18 protein-coding genes are annotated in these 20614 nt (G+C 72.5%); 8 read left to right on the forward strand and 10 right to left on the reverse strand.

Features of this window, described 5'->3' with window-relative positions; all coding sequences use genetic code 11:
* Window positions 1-34 precede the first annotated feature (34 nt).
* Window positions 35-961 (reverse strand): GNAT family N-acetyltransferase, encoded by a 927-nt coding sequence (locus tag ABT057_RS32210; protein ID WP_352347170.1) that lies wholly within the window; start codon window positions 959-961, stop codon window positions 35-37.
* A gap of 209 nt (window positions 962-1170) precedes the next feature.
* Between ABT057_RS32210 and ABT057_RS32215 the strand changes: the two genes are divergently transcribed.
* Window positions 1171-1869: an FAD binding domain-containing protein gene (locus ABT057_RS32215; RefSeq protein ID WP_502974002.1), complete on the forward strand. Its 699-nt coding sequence runs from the start codon at window positions 1171-1173 to the stop codon at window positions 1867-1869.
* A 20-nt stretch (window positions 1870-1889) separates the two neighbouring features.
* Here the strand turns inward: ABT057_RS32215 and ABT057_RS32220 are convergent, their stop codons facing one another.
* Together ABT057_RS32220 and ABT057_RS32225 are read right to left on the reverse strand one after the other, a co-directional pair.
* The gene (locus ABT057_RS32220) at window positions 1890-2936 is read right to left on the reverse strand and encodes a DUF6745 domain-containing protein (RefSeq protein ID WP_352347172.1); all 1047 of its coding nucleotides are present in this window, start codon (window positions 2934-2936) and stop codon (window positions 1890-1892) included.
* Between the two features lie 31 nt (window positions 2937-2967).
* On the reverse strand, window positions 2968-3294 hold the full coding sequence (locus tag ABT057_RS32225; RefSeq protein WP_352347173.1) for a DUF8820 family protein: 327 nt from the start codon (window positions 3292-3294) through the stop codon (window positions 2968-2970).
* 172 nt (window positions 3295-3466) lie between these two features.
* Here ABT057_RS32225 and ABT057_RS32230 point away from each other — a divergent pair, with 172 nt between their 5' ends.
* Genes ABT057_RS32230 through ABT057_RS32250 form a run of 5 tightly spaced genes read left to right on the forward strand, consistent with a single transcriptional unit; the run spans window position 3467 to window position 8626 of the window.
* Window positions 3467-4435 (forward strand): STM4015 family protein, encoded by a 969-nt coding sequence (locus ABT057_RS32230; RefSeq protein WP_352347174.1) that lies wholly within the window; start codon window positions 3467-3469, stop codon window positions 4433-4435.
* Window positions 4436-4446: 11 nt separating this feature from the next.
* Window positions 4447-5556 carry an STM4014 family protein gene (locus ABT057_RS32235; RefSeq protein WP_352347175.1) on the forward strand — a complete coding sequence of 370 codons (1110 nt, stop codon included), beginning with the start codon at window positions 4447-4449 and terminating at the stop codon, window positions 5554-5556.
* Window positions 5557-5572: 16 nt separating this feature from the next.
* Complete coding sequence (locus ABT057_RS32240; RefSeq protein WP_352347215.1) at window positions 5573-6388, forward strand: STM4013/SEN3800 family hydrolase; 816 nt, start codon at window positions 5573-5575, stop codon at window positions 6386-6388.
* Window positions 6385-7713: an STM4012 family radical SAM protein gene (locus ABT057_RS32245; RefSeq protein ID WP_352347176.1), complete on the forward strand. Its 1329-nt coding sequence runs from the start codon at window positions 6385-6387 to the stop codon at window positions 7711-7713. Before ABT057_RS32240 ends, ABT057_RS32245 begins: the two co-directional genes overlap by 4 nt.
* Before the next feature lie 10 nt (window positions 7714-7723).
* Window positions 7724-8626, forward strand: a complete 903-nt coding sequence (locus ABT057_RS32250; RefSeq protein WP_352347177.1) for an STM4011 family radical SAM protein — start codon at window positions 7724-7726, stop codon at window positions 8624-8626.
* 45 nt (window positions 8627-8671) lie between these two features.
* Here the strand turns inward: ABT057_RS32250 and ABT057_RS32255 are convergent, their stop codons facing one another.
* Window positions 8672-9628, reverse strand: a complete 957-nt coding sequence (locus ABT057_RS32255) for an ATP-grasp domain-containing protein (RefSeq protein WP_352347178.1) — start codon at window positions 9626-9628, stop codon at window positions 8672-8674.
* A gap of 97 nt (window positions 9629-9725) precedes the next feature.
* The gene (locus ABT057_RS32260; protein ID WP_352347179.1) at window positions 9726-10976 is read right to left on the reverse strand and encodes an MFS transporter; all 1251 of its coding nucleotides are present in this window, start codon (window positions 10974-10976) and stop codon (window positions 9726-9728) included.
* 793 nt (window positions 10977-11769) lie between these two features.
* On the opposite strand from ABT057_RS32260, the gene ABT057_RS32265 reads away from it, so the two are divergent.
* Both ABT057_RS32265 and ABT057_RS32270 read left to right on the forward strand, forming a co-directional pair.
* On the forward strand, window positions 11770-12564 hold the full coding sequence (locus tag ABT057_RS32265; protein ID WP_352347180.1) for an AfsR/SARP family transcriptional regulator: 795 nt from the start codon (window positions 11770-11772) through the stop codon (window positions 12562-12564).
* A 79-nt stretch (window positions 12565-12643) separates the two neighbouring features.
* A complete protein-coding gene (locus ABT057_RS32270; RefSeq protein ID WP_352347181.1) occupies window positions 12644-13930 on the forward strand; it encodes an MFS transporter in 1287 nt (428 codons plus the stop codon).
* Between the two features lie 177 nt (window positions 13931-14107).
* Here the strand turns inward: ABT057_RS32270 and cs1 are convergent, their stop codons facing one another.
* From cs1 to ABT057_RS32295, 5 genes are read right to left on the reverse strand one after another with little or no spacing between them, the layout of a single operon-like run.
* Window positions 14108-15085, reverse strand: coding sequence for a clavaminate synthase Cs1 (cs1, locus tag ABT057_RS32275; RefSeq protein WP_352347182.1), 978 nt, complete (start codon window positions 15083-15085; stop codon window positions 14108-14110).
* Entirely contained in the window at window positions 15085-15978 is an 894-nt protein-coding gene (speB, locus tag ABT057_RS32280) for an agmatinase (protein WP_352347216.1), read from the reverse strand. Before speB ends, cs1 begins: the two co-directional genes overlap by 1 nt.
* Before the next feature lie 53 nt (window positions 15979-16031).
* On the reverse strand, window positions 16032-17339 hold the full coding sequence (locus ABT057_RS32285; protein ID WP_352347183.1) for an ATP-grasp domain-containing protein: 1308 nt from the start codon (window positions 17337-17339) through the stop codon (window positions 16032-16034).
* Window positions 17336-18853 (reverse strand): asparagine synthase-related protein, encoded by a 1518-nt coding sequence (locus ABT057_RS32290; RefSeq protein WP_352347184.1) that lies wholly within the window; start codon window positions 18851-18853, stop codon window positions 17336-17338. Before ABT057_RS32290 ends, ABT057_RS32285 begins: the two co-directional genes overlap by 4 nt.
* A gap of 1 nt (window position 18854) precedes the next feature.
* On the reverse strand, window positions 18855-20576 hold the full coding sequence (locus ABT057_RS32295) for a thiamine pyrophosphate-binding protein (protein WP_352347185.1): 1722 nt from the start codon (window positions 20574-20576) through the stop codon (window positions 18855-18857).
* Between the last annotated feature and the right edge of the window lie 38 nt (window positions 20577-20614).

A 20614-nucleotide genomic window follows, 5' to 3' on the forward strand; every position in this document is an offset into this window, starting at 1 on the left:
CCGCGCGGCCGCGAGGCACCGGCCTCCTGCGCGGTCACCGCAGGACGGCCTCCCAGGTGTCCACCGCGTAGTGCAGGGTCATCCCGTGGCGCGCGTACAGCGCGGGCGCGCCGGTGTCGTTGGAGGTGTCCACGCCGAGCCCCACGGTGTCCCGCCCCCGGGCGGCGAAGGCCGCGAAGGCGTGCCGCAGCAGGAGCCCGGCGACTCCGCGTCCCCGGGCCTCGCGCAGCACACCGATGCTGCGGATCCAGCCCATCGCCTCCCGGTCGTCCCGGGCCATCAGGAACCCGACGTCCCCGGACTCCTCCGTGGCGGCGATCCACACCAGCGACCAGTCCAGCCGTTCGGCGTCCACGTCGTGCAGCCACAGCTCGTAGCCGCGGGGCTGGAAGTCGAAGTGCTCGGCGAACGAGGCCTGGTACAGCTCGTGGACCCGGATCCGGTCCGCCTCGGTCGTGCAGGAGCGCAGCCGCACGCCCGGCGGCCACGGCGGCACCTGGTCCCGCGCCCGGTCCAGGGCGCGGTGCAGGACGTGGTAGCGCCGGACCACGGACCAGCCGCGGGCCCGGATCAGCGAGGTGTCGAGGGTGGGCCGCACGTTGAGATGAAGATGCACCACGGCTCGCCCGGCGCCGTTCTCCCGCGCCTTCTCCAGCGCCCGCGCCTCCATCGCCGCCAGGACCAGCTGTCCCGCGTCCTGCCGGTCGGGCAGGACGTAGTGGTCGATGTCGACGCGCTCACCGCCGGAGTCCTCCCACAGCAGTCCGTACGCCACCAGCCGGTCGCCCTCGAAGGCCAGCCAGGAGTCCCGGTCCAGGTCCGCGCCGGGATGCTTCAGATCGCTCTCCACGGTGTGCAGATCCGTCTCGGGCCGGCCGATCTCGATGGCGTCGATCTCGTTGAGCAGAGCCGTGACGGCCGCAGCGTCGGCGAGGGCGGCGGGCCGCACGAGGATGGACATGCGCCAAGGGTCCTGTGGAGCCGGACCGGCCGCAACGCAATTTCACCTTGCGCGATGCAGCCATGAGCCCTGTATGCGCCCCCGTGTGCCTGGGCAGAATCCGTTCTGCCATTGATCATGCGGGTGAGTGCCACGGTCTGCCACGGTCCTCCCCGCGAACTACCCGGGAAGGCAGGTCGGTTGTCGTGCAGTTGCGTCTTCCCTCCTCCATGTCCGAAGCACAGCGGTGCCTGGCCGAGGGAGCGGTACCGATCGGCGGAGCCACGCTGGTGTGGGCCGGGTGGCTGCGCGACGGCTTCCCCGAACAGGCCGTGTCACTGCGCAATCTGCCGGAGGCCAACACGGTCGCCCCCGAGGAGCTCGGCGGGGCCGTGCTCCTGCACCGCGTCGACACCACCGTGCCCGAGGTGCTGCACCGGGCCGCCTCCGGAGTGGGCACGGGCGCCGTGCGCCGGGCGGCGACCGTCGGCGGCAACATCGTCGGCAGCACTCTGCGCTGTCTGCTCCCGGCGGCCCTCGTCCTCGGCGCCCGGCCCACCGTCCTGGACGCCGACGGCGTCCGCGACACCGACCTGGCCGAACTGCTGGCGAAGCGCCTGGTACTGCTGACCCTGCGCTGGCGCACCCCCCTGGCCAGCGGCTACCGCAAACTGGACGGCGAGGCCGGCGGGCCGCCGCCCCTCGTGGTCGCCGCCGCGGTGCACACCGACGGCGACGGCCCCGGCCGGGTGCGGGTCGCCGTGCGCGACGGGTACGAGGTGCTCAGCGAGAGCACGCCGTACGACCCGGACACCGGACAGGTGCTGCACGCCCTGGAGGGCACCGACCTGGGCAGCCTGCCCGCCGCGGGCCGGGACGCCGTCCGCGCACAGGTCACCGACGTACTGGCCCGCGCCGCCCGCGCCTGAGAGCCGTCGGGAGCCCGTCCTCACGTCTCCCGAACGGGCGCGTACACCTCGGCGCCCAGGCCGAAGGTCCACGCGACGCCCTCCCGCGCCGTACGCGTCGACGGCGGCACGCGCAGCCAGTAGGTGCGCCGCGTCCCGTCCGGCTCCGGGGTGGAGTTGAGGACTTCCACCATCAGGACGGCCTCGTCGTCGGCCAGGTCGATCCGCCACAGCGTGCCCGTCTCGTCCCGGTGGACGGGGTGGGCCCCGGAGTCCGCCAGATAGCGGTCGTAGCCGTAGTACTCCAGCATGACCCGGCGCAGTTCGGCGTTCTCCTCGGCACGGATCCGCTCCGGGGCGAGCGTCGGCAGCTCGGCCAGGAAGCCGGCCGGTACCGGCATCCCGCGCCACGCGTGGAGGGCGAAGCCGTCCGGATAGGCGAGCGCCGGGCCGTCGCCGCGGTCCAGCCGGCCCGCCTCGTCGCGGTGCAGGGCGACGGGACGCTCGCACACCACCGCCACACGCGTGAACGGCCACCACCAGCCGGCGCTGCGGCACACCGCCGCCAGCCCTTCGAGCGGTCCGCCGTCCGTGGGGAACGCCGCGAGCCACGGTGCGTCGTGCTGCCCCAGCACGGCGTCCAGAAGGGTCAGCCGGACCGCCGTGGCCGCCTGGCCGGTGTCCTCGCCGACCAGGTCCTCCACCACGCCGGTGCGGATCCGGTTCACCAGGGCCTGCGTCGACTCCCACAGACGGCCCCCGGTCGCCGCCCAGTGCGCCGCCCAGCCCGCCGCGCCCAACTCCTCGTGCATTCGCCGCCGTTCGCGGGCCCACGGGGCGCTGCGGACCGCCTCACGCACACTGGGACCCGGGTCCTCGAGCCCCTTGATCAGCTTCACCGCCTCGCGCGGCGAACCGGCCCACACCACCACCTCCGGCTCCGCCAGCCCGGCCTGCCGGTAGGCCAGCCGCACACCCGCCTCCGCGGCGGCCCGGTCGGCCGCCACGGCCGCCGCGGCCCACCCGCGCCAGGCCTGGACACCGGTGTCGTGAGAAACCCCGCCCGCCTGCGTCCGCGTCGTCGTCATCGTCGTCATCTCCCCGTCCCTCACACTCTGTTCAGTCCGCCACGATTCGCACGGACCCCGGCACGTACTCCCGCTGCCGGATCACCCGGTACCAGCCCTTCGGCAGCGAGATCGCCGCGTGCTCCTCGTGGACCACCCGGCCGCCCTGCGGCAGATGCAGCAGCAGCGGGCCGAACGGACCCGGCTCGCGCACCAGCTCACCCGGTCCGACGACCGCGTGGGCATGCCCGGTGACCTCGCCCGACGCCAGCACCAGCCGCCCCCGCCCGTCCCGCGCCTCCCGCGGCGCCTGCCCCACATGGGCCGGCACCGCCTCTTCCGCCACGGACACGATCAGCACATCTCCCTGCCGGTACATGACTCTCCCCTCACCGCCGGGTGCACCTCGCACCGGCCTCACACCCACGACCGTACGGCCCGCCACCGACAACGGTCCCGAACGCGGCCCCCGCCGACGGGCGTTGTCAGTGCCGGTTGGTAGAACTGCGACAGTCACAGACCCCGCACCTTTTCTCCGCAGGAGCAGCCGTATGAGCCGCCAAATCCGAGACCACCTGCACACCCTGTACCGGCTGCCCGCCTACGACTTCCCCGGCCCCGACGAGGACACGACCGACCTGCCCGACCCGGAGGCCCACGCCTGGCGGCTCACCAGCGACACGTACGACGCCGACGAGGAGTGGACCGAGGCGTTCGCCCGCTTCTGCGCAGCCGTCGACACCACCCGCGTCAGGGCCCTGATCGTCGGCGCCTGGAAGGACTCGTACGAGGAGGACCCGACCCCGATCATCGAGGCCCTGCTGGCCGCCCGGGACCGCTTCCCCGCCCTGCGCGCCCTGTTCCTGGGCGACATGGTGGGGGAGGAGTGCGAGATCTCCTGGATCACCCAGACCGACGTCACCCCGCTCCTCACCGGCTTCCCGCACCTCGAGGAGTTCGGCGTGCGCGGTGGAACGGGCCTGGAACTCGAGGCGGTCAGCCACACCGCGCTGCGCAGGCTCGTCGTCGAGACCGGCGGTCTGGGCGCCGAGGTGGTGCGCGGGATCGCCGCCAGCGACCTGCCCGCCCTGGAGCACCTCGATCTGTGGCTCGGCATCTCCGAGTACGGCGGCGACAGCGAGATCGCCGACCTGGAGCCGATCCTGTCCGGCGCCCGCCTGCCGAGCCTGCGCCATCTCGGCCTGCGCGACAGCGAGACGCAGGACGCCGTCGCGGCGGCCGTCGCCGCCGCCCCCGTCGTCGCCCGCCTGGAGGTGCTGGACCTCTCCATGGGCATCCTCACCGACGAGGGCGCCACCGCCCTGCTGGGCGGCCAGCCGCTGACCCACCTGAAGAAGCTCGACCTGCACCACCACTACCTCACCGAGCCCCTCCAGGACCGCATCCGCAAGACCCTGGAGACCGAGGGCGTCGAGGTGGACCTCGACCGGGGCGACGCCGAGGAGGACACCGACGAGGACGACGGCACGGTGTGGCGCTTCGTCGCCGTGGGCGAATGAGCTCTCCGCCCATGGCAGGCCCCCGCTTCGCCGTGGTCGGCAACCCCGAGAACCGCAGGGTCGCCCTGTTCCGCGACGCGGTGCGCGCGGCCGGCCTGCCCGGCCCGCGCGTCGTCGCCTGGCGGGACGTCCTGCGCACCGGGGGAGCCGACTTCGCCGCCGACGAGATCGTCCGCGTCGACTCCCCCGGTGAGAACCCGGAGGTCGACCGGCTGCTGCGGGACGCCGAGGACCCCACCCGGGTCGAGGGCTCGGCCCGCTGGTACACCCGCTTCACGGCCGCCCTGCGCGGCCTGCGCGGCGGCGTCCGCCTCGACGACCCGGACGACCTCGGGGTGCTGTTCGACAAGCGGCTCTGCCACGGCGTCCTCGACGCCGCCGGGGTCCCCGTGCCGGTTTCGCCGACGTCGGGGCCGCGGGGCGCGCCGGTGACCGGCTGGGACGACGTCCGCGCGCTGATGCGCGAGCACCGGATGCCCCGGCTGTTCGTGAAACCCGCGCACGGCTCGTCCGCCTCGGGCGTCCTGGCCGTCGAGTCGGGCGGCGGTGGCCGGATCAGGGCCGCCACCTCCGTCGAACTGGCCCCGGACGGCCGCCTGTACAACTCGCTCCGAGTGCGCCGCCACGACCGCGAACACGAGATCGCGGCCATCGTCGACACCCTCGCCCCGGACGGCCTGCACCTCGAACGCTGGCTGCCCAAGGCCTCCCAGGGGAACCGCGCCGCCGACCTCAGGGTCGTGGTGGTGGCCGGCCGTGCCACCCACGCCGTCGTGCGCACCAGCCGCTCGCCCATGACCAACCTCCACCTCGGCGGCAGCCGCGGCGACCTCGACGCGGCGCGGGACGCCGTCGAGGCGGCGGGAGCCCGCTGGGCCGACCTGCTGGGTGTGTGCGAGCGGGCCGCGGCCTGCTTCCCGCGCACCCTCTGCGTCGGCGTCGACCTGCTGCCGGCCGTCGGCTGGCGCCGCGCCGCCGTCGGAGAGGTCAACGCCTTCGGTGACCTGCTGCCCCGACTCACCGGACTGCCCGGCAGCGGCGCCGAGGGCATGGACACCTACGCCGCCCAGGTGGACGCCGTACTGAACGACCGCCACAGAACAGGAACTCCTCATGCCTGAGCCCGACATGCCCCACATGGCGGATGTCGTCGGCAGTCACGACATCCTCCTGGTCACCCTCGACACCCTGCGCTACGACGTGGCCGTCGAACTCGCGGAGACGGGCCGCATCCCCCACCTGGCCCGCCACCTGCCCGGCGGACGGTGGGAGCGGCGGCACGCCCCGGGCAGCTTCACCTACGCCTCCCACCAGGCGATCTTCGCCGGATTCCTGCCGACCCCGGCCACGCCCGGCCCGCATCCGCGCCTGTTCGCGGCGAGCTTCGCCGGCAGCGAGACCACCGCCGACGGCACCTTCGTCTACGACACGCCCGATCTGGTCTCCGGCCTCGCCAAGCAGGGCTACCACACCGCCTGTGTCGGGGGAGTGGGCTTCTTCAACAAGCAGGGCCCGCTGGGCTCGGTGCTGCCCGGCCTCTTCCACGAGTCCCACTGGACACCGGAGTTCGGCGTCACCTCACCCCACTCCTTCGAGAACCAGGTCGACAGGGCCGAGCGGATCATCGAGGAACTCCCCGCCGAACAGCGACTGTTCCTCTTCGTGAACGTCTCCGCCCTGCACCAGCCCAACTGGTTCCACCTGCCCGGCGCGACCCGGGAGGCCGGCGACAGCCGTGCGACGCACGCCGCCGCCCTGGAGTACGTCGACCGGCACATCGGCCGCCTCTTCACGGCCGCGAGCAGCAGACGCCGCTGCTTCGCGATCGTCTGCTCCGACCACGGCACCGCCTACGGCGAGGACGGCTACACCGGCCACCGCCTCGGCCACGAGTCCGTGTGGACCGTGCCGTACGCCCACTTCCTCCTCGACCCCGCCGAGGCCGCCCGATGACCACAGCCCAGCTCACCAGCCCCTACCAGCACTACGTCTACGCCTACCCCCACAAGACCGCCTACCGCGTCCTCGAGGACCGCCCGCCGCTGAGGGACCTGTGGGCGGCCGAACCGAAGGACGCGCTCTCCCTCTATCTGCACATACCGTTCTGCGAGGTCCGCTGCGGCTTCTGCAACCTCTTCACCCGCATCGGCGCCCCCGACGGCCTGACCGGCGCCTACCTGGACGCCCTGGAACGCCAGGCGGCCGCCGTACGCGACGCGCTCGGGGACGGGATCCGCTTCGCCACGGCCGCCTTCGGCGGTGGCACCCCCACCTTCCTCACCGCCGCCGAGCTGGAGCGCCTCTGCGACATCGCCGAGCACCGCATGGGCGCCGGCCTGCGCGCGGTCCCGCTCTCCGTCGAGGCCTCGCCCGCCACGGCCACCGCCGACCGGCTCGCCGTCCTCGCCGACCGCGGCACCACCCGGCTCAGCCTGGGCGTCCAGAGCTTCGTCGGCTCCGAGGCGCGGGCCGCCGTACGCCCACAGCGCCGCGCCGACGTCGAGGCCGCCCTCGGCCGCATCCGTGACACGGCCATCCCCGTTCTGAACATCGACCTGATCTACGGCATCGACGGCCAGACCGAACAGAGCTGGCTCCAGTCCCTGGACGCGGCCCTCGCCTGGCACCCCGAGGAGCTCTACCTCTACCCCCTGTACGTGCGCCCCCTCACCGGACTCGACCGGCGCAGCCAGGCGCCGGGTCCCGACCCCGCCTGGGACGGGCAGCGGCTGCGGCTGTACCGGGCCGGCCGCGACCACCTGCTCGCGCACGGCTACACCCAGCAGTCCATGCGCATGTTCCGACGCCCCGACGCGCCGCCCCAGGGCGCCGACGACCACGCCTGCCAGACCGACGGCATGATCGGCCTCGGCTGCGGCGCCCGCTCCTACACGGCCGGCCTGCACTACTCCTTCGACTACGCCGTCGACATGCACCAGATCCGCGGCATCATCGACGACTACGTCACCACGGAGGACTTCGCCCGTGCGGAGGTCGGATTCCGCATGGACGCCCGCGAGGCGCGCCGCCGCCACCTCCTGCAGTCGCTCCTGCAGGCCGCGGGCCTCCCCGTCGACGACTACCGGGGCCGCTTCGGCAGCACGCCGGCCGACGACTTCGGCCCCGAACTGGAACGCTTCGCCGACCGCGGCTGGCTGGCCGACGACCCCTCGACGCTCCGGCTCACCCCCGAGGGTCTCGCCCACTCCGACGCCCTCGGCCCCGAGTTGTTCTCCCCGGCCGTGCGCGCCGCCATGGCCGCCTACGAGCGGAAGTGACCGGACCGTCATGGACCTGACCCTCCTCTACCGGGGCCCGCTCGCCTCCTGCGACTACGACTGCCCCTACTGCCCGTTCGCCAAGCGACGCGACTCCACCGCCCAGCTCCGCGCCGACCGCGCCGCGCTGGAACGCTTCGCACAGTGGGCCACGGCCCAGCGCGACGACCGGCTCTCGATCCTCTTCACGCCGTGGGGCGAGGGCCTGGTCCGCTCCTGGTACCGGCGCACGCTCGCCGAGCTCTCCCACCTCCCGCACATCCGCCGGGTCGCCATCCAGACCAACCTCAGCTGCCGCACCGACTGGCTCGCCGGCGCCGACCCCGGCACCCTCGCCCTGTGGTGCACCTACCACCCGGGCCAGACCCCCTACGACCGCTTCCTCACCAAGTGCCGTGACCTGGCCGACCGGGGCATCCGCTTCAGCGTGGGCGTCGTCGGCCTGCCCGAGCACCGGGAAGCCGCCCGCCGGCTGCGCGCCGACCTGCCGGAACACGTCTACCTGTGGGTCAACGCGGCCGAGGGACACACCTACACGGACGCCGAGGCGGACGACTGGACCGCCCTCGACCCGCTGTTCCCCTACAGCCGCCACCCGCACACCAGCGCCGGACTGCCCTGCCGGACCGGCGAGTCCGTGATCTCGGTCGACGGCGAGGGCACGGTCCGCCGCTGCCACTTCGTGCGCGCCGAACTCGGCAACCTCTACGACGGCTCCTACCGCGCCGCACTGCGCCCCCGCGCCTGCCCGCTCGCCGTCTGCGACTGCCACATCGGTTACGTCCATCTCGAGACGCTGCCGCTGTACGACGTGTTCGCGGGCGGCGTCCTGGAGCGCGTCCCCGCGACCGTCCCCGCACGGCACTCCGCCCGCGTCACGACGATCGCGACGCGGGCGGAGCTCACCGGGTAACCGCTGACGGCCCCAGGAGTCGTCCCCGCCTTCCGAAGCGGCCGCTCATACCGCGGCGAGCCGACGCCGGATGTGGTCGACGAGGGCTCCTTCGACCCGCAGGCGTGGGGCGCCGGCGAGGTCCTTGTAGCCGGCCAGGACGGTCATCCACTCGTTGAACACGGGACGGTCCCCGGCCAGCAGCCAGTCCACGCACAGGTAGTCCGCATCGAGGCTGCGGGCCAGCAGTTCGCTGAGCGCGGCGGTCTCCTCCGGCGGCTCGTACGCGGACCCGCTGCCGCCCTGACTGATGTTGGCCAGATACGCCTGTTCCCCGGGGCGCCGCAGCTGCGCCGCGACGGCCTTCCCCTCGTGGACGTAGACCCGCAGGTCGCCGGTGTTGGGCAGGTGGGGCTGGACCAGGCAGCCCAGGCCCGCGGGTGCCAGCAGGTCGACCGTGGCGGCGAGGTGCTGGGGCGTCTCGGCCTTGAGTACGCCGAAGCCCATGGCCATCGAACGCGGCTTCACCACATAGGCACCTTCCGGCAGTTCGGAGCGGACGGCGTCGAGGGCCCGGCGTGCGTAGCGTCCGAAGGGAACGCTGACCGTGGGCAGGACCGTCGCACCGAGCGAGGCCGCGTGGTGGTACATGGCCAGTTTGTCGGTCCCGAGGCCGTCGGGATCGATGGTCCCGTCCGTCAGGAGGACACTGTCCGAGGCGCGGACGGTCCGGACGACGGCCTCGAGGTGGCGGGCGATGCCCGGATCCCATGTCCAGGACGTGACGATGAATCCGGCGCGCTCCGCGAGGAGGTCACCACTGCCGTGCAGGAGCCGCGGGCGGCCGTTCCAGGCGGGGACGAGGTCGCACGAGTGGACGACGCGCACGTCGAAGCCGGCCGCGCGCAGCAGGTCCACGCGCTCCGCCCCTTCGCGTTTCAGCTGCTCCTGAACGTGCGGGTCGTAGTTGTCGGGTGTGGTGATCCAGATCAGGGGCGTCGGGGCCGGTTCGGCGCCGTCCACGGGGTCTCCTTCGACGAGCGGTGACGGTGAGCGGTGATGGCTGAGCGGTGATGGCTGAGCGGTGGCCGGCGGCGGACGGGACGCCTGGTCGGCGGCCTCAGGGGACGCCCGGTTCCGGCACCGCGTCCGGTCCGGGCAGTACGCGCAGGGACCGCAGTGGGGAGCACAGCAGCCACACGCCCGAGAGGGCGGTGCCGGCCGCTCCGGCCCAGACGGCCGTCCGGGTCCCGAAGGACTCCGCGAGGACGCCCCCGGTGATGACGCCGAGCGGTCTGGCGCCCCAGGCGAAGAAGCGCACCGTCGCGTTGACCCGGCCCAGCAGTTGTGGCGGTACGGAACGTTGGCGGTAACTGACCTGGGCGACGTTGTAGACGACCACTCCCGCCGCGAAGGCGAACTGGCCGCACGCCACCAGCGCCAGCCCCGGTCCGGGGGTGGCGAGCGCCGAGAGCAGTGTGCAGGGGCCGCCCAGTGCCACGCTCAGTACGACGGCGCGTCCGTCGCCGAGCCGTTCGATCAGGCGGCGTACGACGGCGGTGGCGAGGAGTCCGCCCGCCCCGCCTGCGGTGAACAGCAGTCCGATGGTGGCGGCGGGCACCGCCAGGTCCTGGGCGAGCAGCACCACGAGCATGGCGTACCCCATGCTCCAGCAGAAGGTCATCGTCGTGGAGCAGGCCACGAGAGGGCGGATCAGCGGATGCCGCCACACATGGCGGACGCCCTCGGCCACCGCGCGGTGCAGGGGCTCGCCGCTCTTCGTCCCGGTCGGCTCGCCGCGGTCCGCGATGCGGCCCAGGCAGATCGCCGAGCCCAGGTACGAGACGGCGGTGACTGCGATGGCCAGCGGCGCGGTGACCGCCTGCACGACGAGTCCGGCGGTCCCGGGGCCGGCGACCGCCGCCGTCTGCTCCACGGTGACCAGTCGCGCGTTGGCGGTGACGAGCCGGTCGGATCCCACCAGGTGCGGAAGGTAGCTCTGTTCGGCGACGTCGAAGAAGGCCGTGGCGGTGCCCACCGCGAGCGCGACCGCGCACAGTGCGGTGACCGTGAGGGCGTCCAGCGCCCACAGGGTCGGGACCAGTGCGAGTGCCGCGGCCCGCACGAGATCGGCCGTGATCATGATCCGCCGCTTGCGCATCCGGTCGACCCAGACCCCGACGGGCAGCCCGATCAGGAGGAAGGCGGTCGTCTGGCACGCGGAGACCAGGCCCACACCGAATGGGGACGCGCGCAGGGAGGTCGCCGCGATGAGCGGCATGGCGAGGTTCATGACGACGAACCCCGCCTGGCTCAGTGACTGCGCGAGCAGCAACCGGCGAAGTCCGGTGGGCAGTCGGTCTCGGCCCACGCCGCGGGCGGTGCCGTTCCGGAGCGTGCTGATCTGCATATGACCGCCGCGGGAACTGCCCGGCGCCGTGAGCACCGGGACGTGGACACGTCAGAACGCGGCGAACCTAAGCGCCTTCGTGCCGTGCCCGCAACAGCCGGCGGGGCGGCGTTCCGCCGCTGTCCCGAGCGTTCCGCGGTTCACCGGCGGCGTCGGGGGTCGCGCGCCGTGCCGGGGCGGAGAGCCGGTGGAGAGCCCGGTGAGAGGAGAGCCCGCGGCGGGGGAGCGGACGCTCATGCCGACGTGCACGCCGCAGGGTGACCGGGCTGATCACCCACGTTCGGGTGCCGCCGGCCTCGTGCGGGGCCGAAACCGCCGACGACCGGGCAGGTGGCGTCCGCAGCCCCCGCCGCGGACCGGGCGAGTGGGGTGACCATTCCGGCGTGGCGGCTCGGCAGGACGACCGGCGGATCGCCGAGCACCTCCAGCAGCGGCTCCGGACGGCCGCGTCCGGCCGTGGGCCGGCAGTGGCGGGACGTCCGGGAGGTGGCCGAAGTGCCCGTGGGTGACCGGGATGAGGTCGGGGGCGCCGGACAGTCTCTGGCGCGCGACCAGCTCGGCGGTGTCGGGAGGCGGCCAGGTGACGCGGACGTGGCGCCGGGGGCGGGCCAGGGCATGCACTCGTACGCGGATCGGGGGAAGCCCTGTGCCCTTCGCGGCACAATTGACATCCCCTCCGCGTATCCGTCTACTGCCTACGCAAGGGTCCGTGAATCCACGAATCTACGCGTGTCGGGTATTGAGGGGGATGACCATGAGAGTGCAGGTGGGCGACGGTTCGTCCAGACCGGTTCAGGTCGGGATACTCGGTCCTCTGGAACTGCGCGTCGGCAGGGCGCCGGTGACGGTTCCGGGCCGCAGGCAGCGCGGGCTCCTGGCCGCGCTGGCGCTGCAGCCAGGGCGGATCGTGGCCACGGACCATCTGATCAGGGCCGTATGGGACGACAGGCCGCCGCGGACCGCAACAGGCCAGGTGCAGACGGGCATATGGATGCTGCGCAGTACCCTGACCGGCGCGGGGAGTCCTACCGGGGCCCTGCAGTCCTGCAGCACCGGATATCGGCTGAGCGGGGAGTTATGCACGGTCGACATCTCGACCTACCGCGCCAGGGTCGCCGCCGCCAGGGACATGGACCGGTGGCACCGGCCCGACGAGGCGGTCCGGCTGCTGAGGTCGGCGCACGAGCTGTGGCGCGGTCCGGCGCTGCTGGACATCACCTATCAGGGGTTGCACAATGCCCTGATCCGACTCGAGGAAGAGCACATCGCCGCGGTGCACTTCCGGGTCACTCTGGAACTGCGACTCGGGCGGCACGACGAGGTCATCCCGGAACTGTACGAACTCGTCGAGCAGTTCCCGCTGCGTGAGAGTCTGCACCGCGACTTGATGCTCGCCCTGTACCGGTCGGGGCGCCAGGCGGACGCGCTCGGTGTCTTCCGCCGCGTGCGGCGGATCCTCGCCGAGGAACTCGGCATCGACCCGGGGCCCAGCCTGCGCAAGCTGGCCCAGGCGATTCTGCGGCAGGACAGCGCTCTGATGCCCACCTGAGCCCGGCCGGGGCGCCGTAGTTTCCTGTTCTGACATGGTCATGGCGATATTTCGCCGGTCGACGAGGAGGGGGACCGTCATGAACGTTCCGGAGGAGTCCGGTGGTGCGACGAGTGAGAGTTCACCGCGGGAGACGAAGGCGCCCCGGGCGGCCACACTGCCCCGGGGCGCGGGGGTCGGCTGGTTCGGGCTCGCGGCCCTGGTGAACGCGGTGGGAACCGGCTTCTTCTACCCCTACCAGTTACTGTTCTTCCTGGCGGTGACCGGCTTCTCGCTCACCACGGTCGGCACCGGCCTCACGGTGGCGACGCTGCTGGCGCTGCCCGCCGTCCAGTGGGTGGGGCGGTGCGTCGACAGTTGGGGCACCAGGCGCGTGCTGGTCGCCGCCGCACTGACGCGGACGGTGGCGTTCGTCGCCTACCCGTTCGTCCACAACAGCGTCTCCTTCGTCGTCCTCGCCGTCCTGGCTGCGGTGGCCCAGCGGGCGGAGCAGGTGTCCGTTCCGGTGCTGGCGGCCGGGATCGCGCCCGAGGGAGAGGTCGGGCGGTGGCTGGCGCTGGCGAAGGTGGCCTTCAACGCGGGGATGGGTTTCGGCGGCCTGTTGGCCGGACTGGCGCTGATCGCCACCGGCGACCGCTCCGGGTTCGTCCTGGTCGGCCTGCTCAACGCCGCCAGTTTCGCGCTGGCGGCACTTCTCTACCTGCCCCTGCCGACCGTGCGCCCCGCCCGGAAGGAGGCCGGTGGTTCCAATGGTTCCGGTGGTCCGTGGCGCGATCCGCTGTTCCTGCGGATCGCCGTCGCCAACTTCCTCCTCATCACGGTCATCGTCGCCACCGAGGCGGGGCTGCCGGTGTACCTCGTCGACCACCGGCGAACGCCGGCCTGGATCGTGGGGTTCCTGTTCGCGGTGAACACCGTGATCATGGTGCTGTTCCAACTGCCGATCAGCAGCCGCCTGCGAAACCGGGCGCCGTTGCGGGTCATCGCGGCGGGCAGCGTCCTGCACGCCGGCCTGCTGGGGGTACTGGGCTTCGCGGGCTGGCTGCCGCTCCGCGCCCTGCTGCCCCTGCTGGTGCTCGGCATGGCCGTCTACACGTTCGGTGAGATCGTCTCCACCCAGATGCTGTCCGTGTTGCTGGTCACCCTGGCGCCGCGGCGGCAACTGGGGGCGTACCAGGCGTTCAACCAGGTCCTGGTGGGTCTGTCGCTCGCCATTGTCCCCGTGCTGGTGGCCTTCTTCCTGACGCACGCACCGGCCGGCCTGTGGTGGACGCTCGCGGCGACGACTGCGGTCATCTGCCTCGGAATGCTGATCCTGCACCGAGGACCGGCCGCCGCAGCCGCCCAGCGGGCGGCCGCCGGTTAGGGTCGGTCCGGCGGATCATGCCGCGGACGGCACCGGACACGCCTTTGCTCATGAGGCGCCGTCGCTTTCCTGCGACCTGATCCCCCGGGCAGGCCCCGGCGTCCCGAGCCGGAGCACACCGGCGCCCCGCAGCTCCCGCCCACCTGGGCGCGGGAGCTGCGGGGCGTCAGGGGGCGGTCACCGGCGCGGAGTGAAGGTGACCACGTCGCCGGCGCGTTCACCACCCGTCGGGAGCTGCCCGTAGGAGTTGGTGCGGATGTAGACGCGGTGCAGCCAGCGGTCCTTGCCGTCCCAGCGGGGCGAGAAGGGCGTACGGGCATGCGTGGTGCGGAAGTTGTCGACGATCAGTAGATCGCCCGGTTCCAGGGCGACGCTCTCGGTGACCTCGTCCAAGGACGCGGACAGCTTCGCCACGGCCTCGGCGTCGGTCCCCTCGTGCGGCTTGAGCAGTTCGCGGTCGTAGCCGAGCAAGGGGTCGTCCTTCGGGCCGTAGAGCGGCTTGACGTTGGCTATCGCGCCGGGGTCCTCTACGCCGCCGCGGAACGCCACATCCACCTCGCACGGCTGCTTGACGTCGTAGAGCCGGTCGATCGTCTCCTCGTCCAGCAGACGGATCGCCTTGCGCACCGAGGCGACGAGGGTGTGTGCCCGGCGCTCGTGGTCGGCCCTGGAACAGGCCAGCAGGACGTAGTTGGGCTGGAGCGTGTGGTAGGCCATCTCGGTGTGGAACTCCAGCAGCGTCTCGCTGGTCTCCGAGGACAGATGGTGCGCGCCCGGCGACGGGTACACGTCGTGGTAGACGCTGCCCGACCGCAGCTCCGCGTAGCCCGTGTGCAGTCCGAGCCGACGGCCGACGACCGCGAGGAACGCCTCCATGTTCAGCCGCTCGCGGTCGACGGGGGCCGGCGTGGCGGACGGTGTGGCGGGCAGGTCCTCGTCCGCTTCGACCGGGAGCCCGCGCAACAGCAGGTGACCGTCCTCGTTGCCGCCCTGGTTGAAGGCGTCCAGCGTGTCGCTGATCTCGTACGGGAGTTGCTGGGACAGCTTGTGCGCATCTTCCAAGAACCCGTAGAGGTCCCGGCGGGGCACCGCGGGCAGCTGCGCCGCGAGCGGCAGCAGATCCTTCCGGTGCCGGGTGACGTCCAAAGTCGCCACTACTCCTCCTCCTTCTTCCGGTGTGCGCGGGCGTACTGGTACAGCAGCTCCGCGCCGATCTCGGTGGCCAGGACGCAGGTGATCCCGGCGTGGTCGTACAGCGGGGAGACCTCCATGACGTCGAATCCGACGGGGGCGAGGTCGCCGACCGTGCGCAGCAGCGCGAGCACCTCCCGGCTGGTGAGCCCGCCCGGGGCGGGTGTCCCGGTGCCGGGGGCGAAGGCGGGGTCGACGACGTCGATGTCCACGGAGACGTAGACCGGTCGGTCCCCGATCCTCGCCCGGATCAGGTCCGCCGCCCGCGCGGTGCCCAGCTCGGCGAACTCGTCCGCGGTGACCACGCGCACCCCGTGTCCGCGTGCGTAGTCCAGGCTGTCGGGTTTCGGGTTGTGGCCGCGGATGCCGAGCTGGACCATGGCGTCGGCCTGGACGAGGCCCTCGTCGATGGCGTGCCGGAACGGCGTCCCGTGGTGGAACTCGCCTCCGATCATGGCCGGGTTGGTGTCCGAGTGGGCGTCCAGGTGCAGCACCGCCACCGGACCGTGCTTGGTGTGGACGGCCCGCAGCGCGGAGAGCGTGAGCGAGTGGTCCCCGCCGAGCATGAGGAAGGCGCCGTTGTCGGCCAGCAGGCGCGAGAGGCGGTCCTGCGCGGTGGCGATGGCGATGTGCTGGTTGAAGGGCGTCAGATCGATGTCCCCGCCGTCGACCACGGAGATGAGGTCGAAGACCCCGGGGCCGCGGTCGATGCCGACCCCGTGGATCAGGCCGGACTCGCACCGGATCTGCCGTGGCCCGAAGCGGGCCCCGGGGCGGTAGCTGGTCCCGCCGTCGTAGGGGGCGCCGATGACCACGACGTCCTTCCCGACCGGAGCCGGGTCGTGGGACAGCCGCATGAACGTGGGAATCTGCGCGTAGCGCGGAGAGATGTGCGAGTCGACCTGATCGCTCACGGCGCCTCCTGCCGGGTGTGGATGCGGATGCGGCCCGCCGCCCGGCGGGCCTCGTCGAGGGCCGCCTCGGCGGAGTGCGCCCGCGCGTACACGAAGCCGACGGAGGCGGAGTTGTCCAGCCGGGTGGCGACCAGGTCCCCCGGCTCGTGGTGCAGGTGTACCGACACCCCGTGGTCCGGTTCTCCGCCGGCGCCGCCGGTCCCGTCGGTCCCCCGGATTCCGTCGATGCCCGTGAACTCGCCCGGCTCGTCGGGGAAGAGCACGACCACCGCGGCGCCGCCCACGGCCCCGTCACCGGGCCCGCGGTGCGGCACGTGCCCGGCCCCGAGGGCGAGCAGCTTGGCGTCCAGGTGCGGATCCGTGCCGCACACGTCGGTCACCATGGTCGAGATCATGTGGGCGGGCAGCCGCGGGTTGACCTCGATGATGCGCGGACCGTCCTCGGTGACCATCACCTCGGTGTGCGCCGGGCCCTGACGGTACGAGATCGCACGCAGCGCACGGTCCACGCACGCGCGCACCTCGTCCCAGACGTCGGCGTCCAGGGCGAGCGGGAAGGAGTGGGCCTCCTCCAGCATCGTGTCCTTGTGCAGGGTCTTGGAGGTGGCGCCGAAGAAGTGCGTCACCCCGTCGGCCGTCATCGACTCCACACTGACCTCGGTGCCCAGCACGTACTCCTCCAGGAGCACGTGCCCGGGACGTGGCTGGCCGCGCAGCGAGGCCCGGACCGCGGACAGCTCCCGCCACGCGTCGAGGGCCTGGTCCCGGGTGGTGCACCTGCGGACGCCGAAGGAGATCGCCTCCGAGGGCGGTTTGGCGATCAGCGGCAGCCCCACGTGGTCGATGGCGGCGTCCAGTTCCTGTCGGCGGGTCACCAGCCGCCACCTCACGTTCGACGGATCGTCCCCCAGGGCTTCCCGCAGCAGGTGCTTGTGGTTGGCGGCACGCACCGCCGCCAGTCCCTGCGTCGGCAGGCCCAGGCTCTCCGCGACCCGCGCGGTGACCTCGGTGTGGTAGTCGGAGAACGACAGGACGCCGTCCACCACCGGCTTGCCGTCCGCGTCGGTGAGGGCGTCGGCCACCGCGCGCCAGTCGTGGGTGTCCACCTGGAGGACCCGGTCGACCCTGCCCAGCGGGTGCTCGGACAGCGGGCGCCCTCCGGTGTACCACTCCTCTCCCCGCACCAGCAGCCACACCTCGCAGCCGAAGTGCCGGGCGCGGTGGATGCCGTTGTAGAAGGCGTCGTGCAGCATGGACTCGACCAGGGCGAGCCGCTTGCCCCGGAACTGCTCGTATCCGCTCATGCCGCCACCCCCGCCGCGGCACTCTCGACGACCTCGTCCACCGCGATGTCGTCCGGGTGCACGCCGCCGGCCACGGTCCGGTCGAACAGCTCCTGAACCACCCGGGCCTTCACGGCGGGCACGTCCGGCTCCGCGACCCCGGAGCGCAGGAGCAGTGCGGAGAAGCCGGACGACGTCCCCGAGCCCTCGTGGACACCGAGCTTGGGCCGGTTCACGGTCTCGGCGGGCAGCAGGTCGGCCATCGCGGTGCGCAGCACCCACTTGTCCCGCCCGCGGCGGCGCTTGAGCCCTGCCTCCAGCGAGGTCAGCAGGTCCAGCACCTCCCGGTCCCAGTAAGGGTGCGTGGACCAATGGCCGTTCATGGCCGAGAGCACCGGGCTCATCTCGTTGAGCCCGTCGAAGGTGTCCATGTCCAGCACCACCGCGGCGTCCAGCTCGGGCAGGCGATCCTCCCGGTGCATTCCGCCCAGCGGGATGTCCGCGCCGTACCCGGTGAGGACCCTGCGCCCCGGTCCGTCCAGCCGCCGGTACAGCGCGGTCAGCGGCAGCAGGTACTCGATGATCTCCGGGTCCGTGGTCTCCGCCGCATGGACGGTGTGCGGCAGTTGCGCCAGCAGTTCGCCGACGGGAATCGTGATCTCCCGGTGCGCGGAGCGCAGGTGCCCGGCCACCAGCCGGGCCTGCGGGAACTCGTCCGACGCGGTGGTCCCCATCGACAGCGTGTCGATCCCTTGCGGGGCCGCGCTGTTCGACAGGGCCGCGACACCGGACGAGTCGATGCCTCCCGAGAGCACCACCAGCGGCCGGCCGACGGGGGGAAGGCGCCTGACCACGGCCCGCTCCAGTGCCGTACGCACCAGGTTCACGGCCTCGTCCTCGCTGACCAGGAGCCGGTGGACGGGCGGCATCCAGGTGCGGTGGACGCCCACCGCCCCGGTGTCGGTGCGGATGTCCAGCACCGCACCGGCCGGCACCTGGTGGAGCCCCGGGAGCCGGCGTACCCCGTCGAGCGGGGCGCCGCGCCCCGCGGAGGTGTGCGCAGCGAGCACCTTGGCCTCGGTCGCGGCCAGCACGTTCCCCGGGACCGCCCGCACGTACAGCGGCACCGAACCGGCGTGGTCGGTGACGGCCAGCACTCGGTCGCCCGCCGCGAGCAGCGCCGCGTACCGGCCGTTGAGCAGCCGGAACGCATGCACCCCGTACTTCTCGAACAGGCCGAGCAGCAGCTCGGCGTCCGACACTTCGGCGCGCGTGCCGAGGGTGGCGTGGATCTCGTCGCGGTTGTAGATCTCTCCGGCGATCAGCGCGAACACGTCCGCGCCGCGGGAGTGCGCCCGGGAGGCGTCGGCGCCCGGGTGGACGAGTGTGGCGTCCACGCTCTGCAGGCGCAGCCGTTCCCCGACCAGGGTGTGCCGGCCGCGCGTCGCGAAGGCCGCCGAAGGGGCCGCCCGCCCTCTGCCGGTGTGGGCAGAGGCCAGGAAGCCGAAGGCGGCGGGGAGGTCGGTGTCGGTCATGTCAGATCTTCAGCGCCCCGAAGCCGCCGGCGGTGAAGTCGTAGGCGACGGGGACCTCGATCAGGTACGGGCGGCCCAGTTCGATGCCTTTGCGCAGCGCCGCGAGCAGCTCGTCGCGGGTCGTCGCCTTGGTCCCGTCGACGCCGTTGGCCTGCGCGAGCTGGACGAAGTCGACGCCGGTGAACTTGATCGCGGGGGCGTGGCTGCGCTGGTGCCCGATGTTCTGGTAGAGCTCGATCAGGCCGTTGGTGTCGTTGTTCACCACGACCATGACGATCGGCAGGCCGAGACGGGCGACGGTCTCCAGGTCGGCGCTGTTGGAGTGGAAGCCGCCGTCGCCGGCGATCAGGAAGGTGGGCTGGCCGGGCCGGGCCAGCTGCGCGCCGATCGCGGCGGCGATGCCGTAACCGAAGCTGGAGCAGCCGGCGGAGGTGAGGAACCCGTACGGTTGGTCGGCGCGGGCGAACAGCACGCCGTAGTGGCGGAAGAAGCCGATGTCCGAGACGATCGTTCCCTCGCCCGGGGCGGCGATGTCGGCCAGGACGGTGTTCATGGAGTCGATGACCTGGTGCACGCGCATGCCGTCGGTGTACTGCTCCGGGTCGGACAGGAACTCGGCGATCCGCTCCCGCAGCGGTGCGATGTCGTGGCGGTCCTTCGCCTGGAGGCCGCCGGTGCCGGCGTCCAGGTGCTCGACGAACGCCAGGACGTCCGTGACCACGTCCACCGTCGGGCGGTAGATCCGCGGAACGGGGTTGGCGGTCGGGGAGACGCGGACGGTCTTCTTGGCCGGGCCCCGCTCCCACATCGACGGCCTGAGGTCCTCGGCGTAGTCGTAGCCCAGGGTCAGCACGAGATCGGCCGGCCCGAACAGTGTCTCCAGCGCGGGGAACGACAGGATTCCGTCCATGTACCCGGTGACGGCGCCGTAGTTCAGTTCGTGTCCCTGCGGCAGGACGCCCTTGGCGATGTACGTGGTGATCACGGGAATGTTCAGCCGCTCCGCGAGGGCACGGACGGCGGGGACGGCACCGGAGCGGATGGCGGACGCGCCGACGACGAACACCGGGCGGGCGGCCTCGCGCACCAGGGCCACCGCCTCGTCCGCCCTGCGCTCCCAGCCCGGCTGGACCGCCGTGATCGGCTTGGCCGGCGTGCCGGCCGGGCCGTGGTCGGCCGCGAGGTCGATCCCCTCGGAGGAGCCGAGCAGGTCCACCGGGAGACTGAGGAAGGAGGGGCCCACCGGTTCGGTCATCGCCGAGACCACCGCCGAGTCGACCAGGTCGGTGATCTCCCGGGGGCGCTGCAGCTCGGCCGCGTACTTCGAGATCGGCTCGGCGATCTTGACCAGGTCAAGGCACTGGTGGGTGTCGTTCGGGAAGATGTCGTGCGACTCGGACTGGGCCGCCATCGCGATGACGGGGGAGCGGTCCAGGGCACTGGTCGCCATGCCCGTGGTCAGATTGGTCATGCCGGGGCCCAGCGTCGCCCAGCACGCCTGCGGCCGGCCGCTGATGCGGGCCAGCACGTCGGCCGCGACGCCGGCGGTGAACTCGTGCCGGGTCAGCACGAACTCGATGCCGTCCTGCTCGTCGAACAATATCGAGGCCGCCTCGCGGCCGACGACGCCGAACACCTTTTCGATGCCGTGTTCTGTCAGTCTCTTGAGGAGGGCATGCGCGGTCGTGGGCTGCGCGCTCGGACCAGTGGATACACGGGACATGGCTGCTGGGATCTCCTGTTCGCACGGCGACGGGGAAT

The sequence above is a fragment of the Streptomyces sp. NPDC002588 genome (genome assembly GCF_040295925.1).
Taxonomy (GTDB): domain Bacteria; phylum Actinomycetota; class Actinomycetes; order Streptomycetales; family Streptomycetaceae; genus Streptomyces.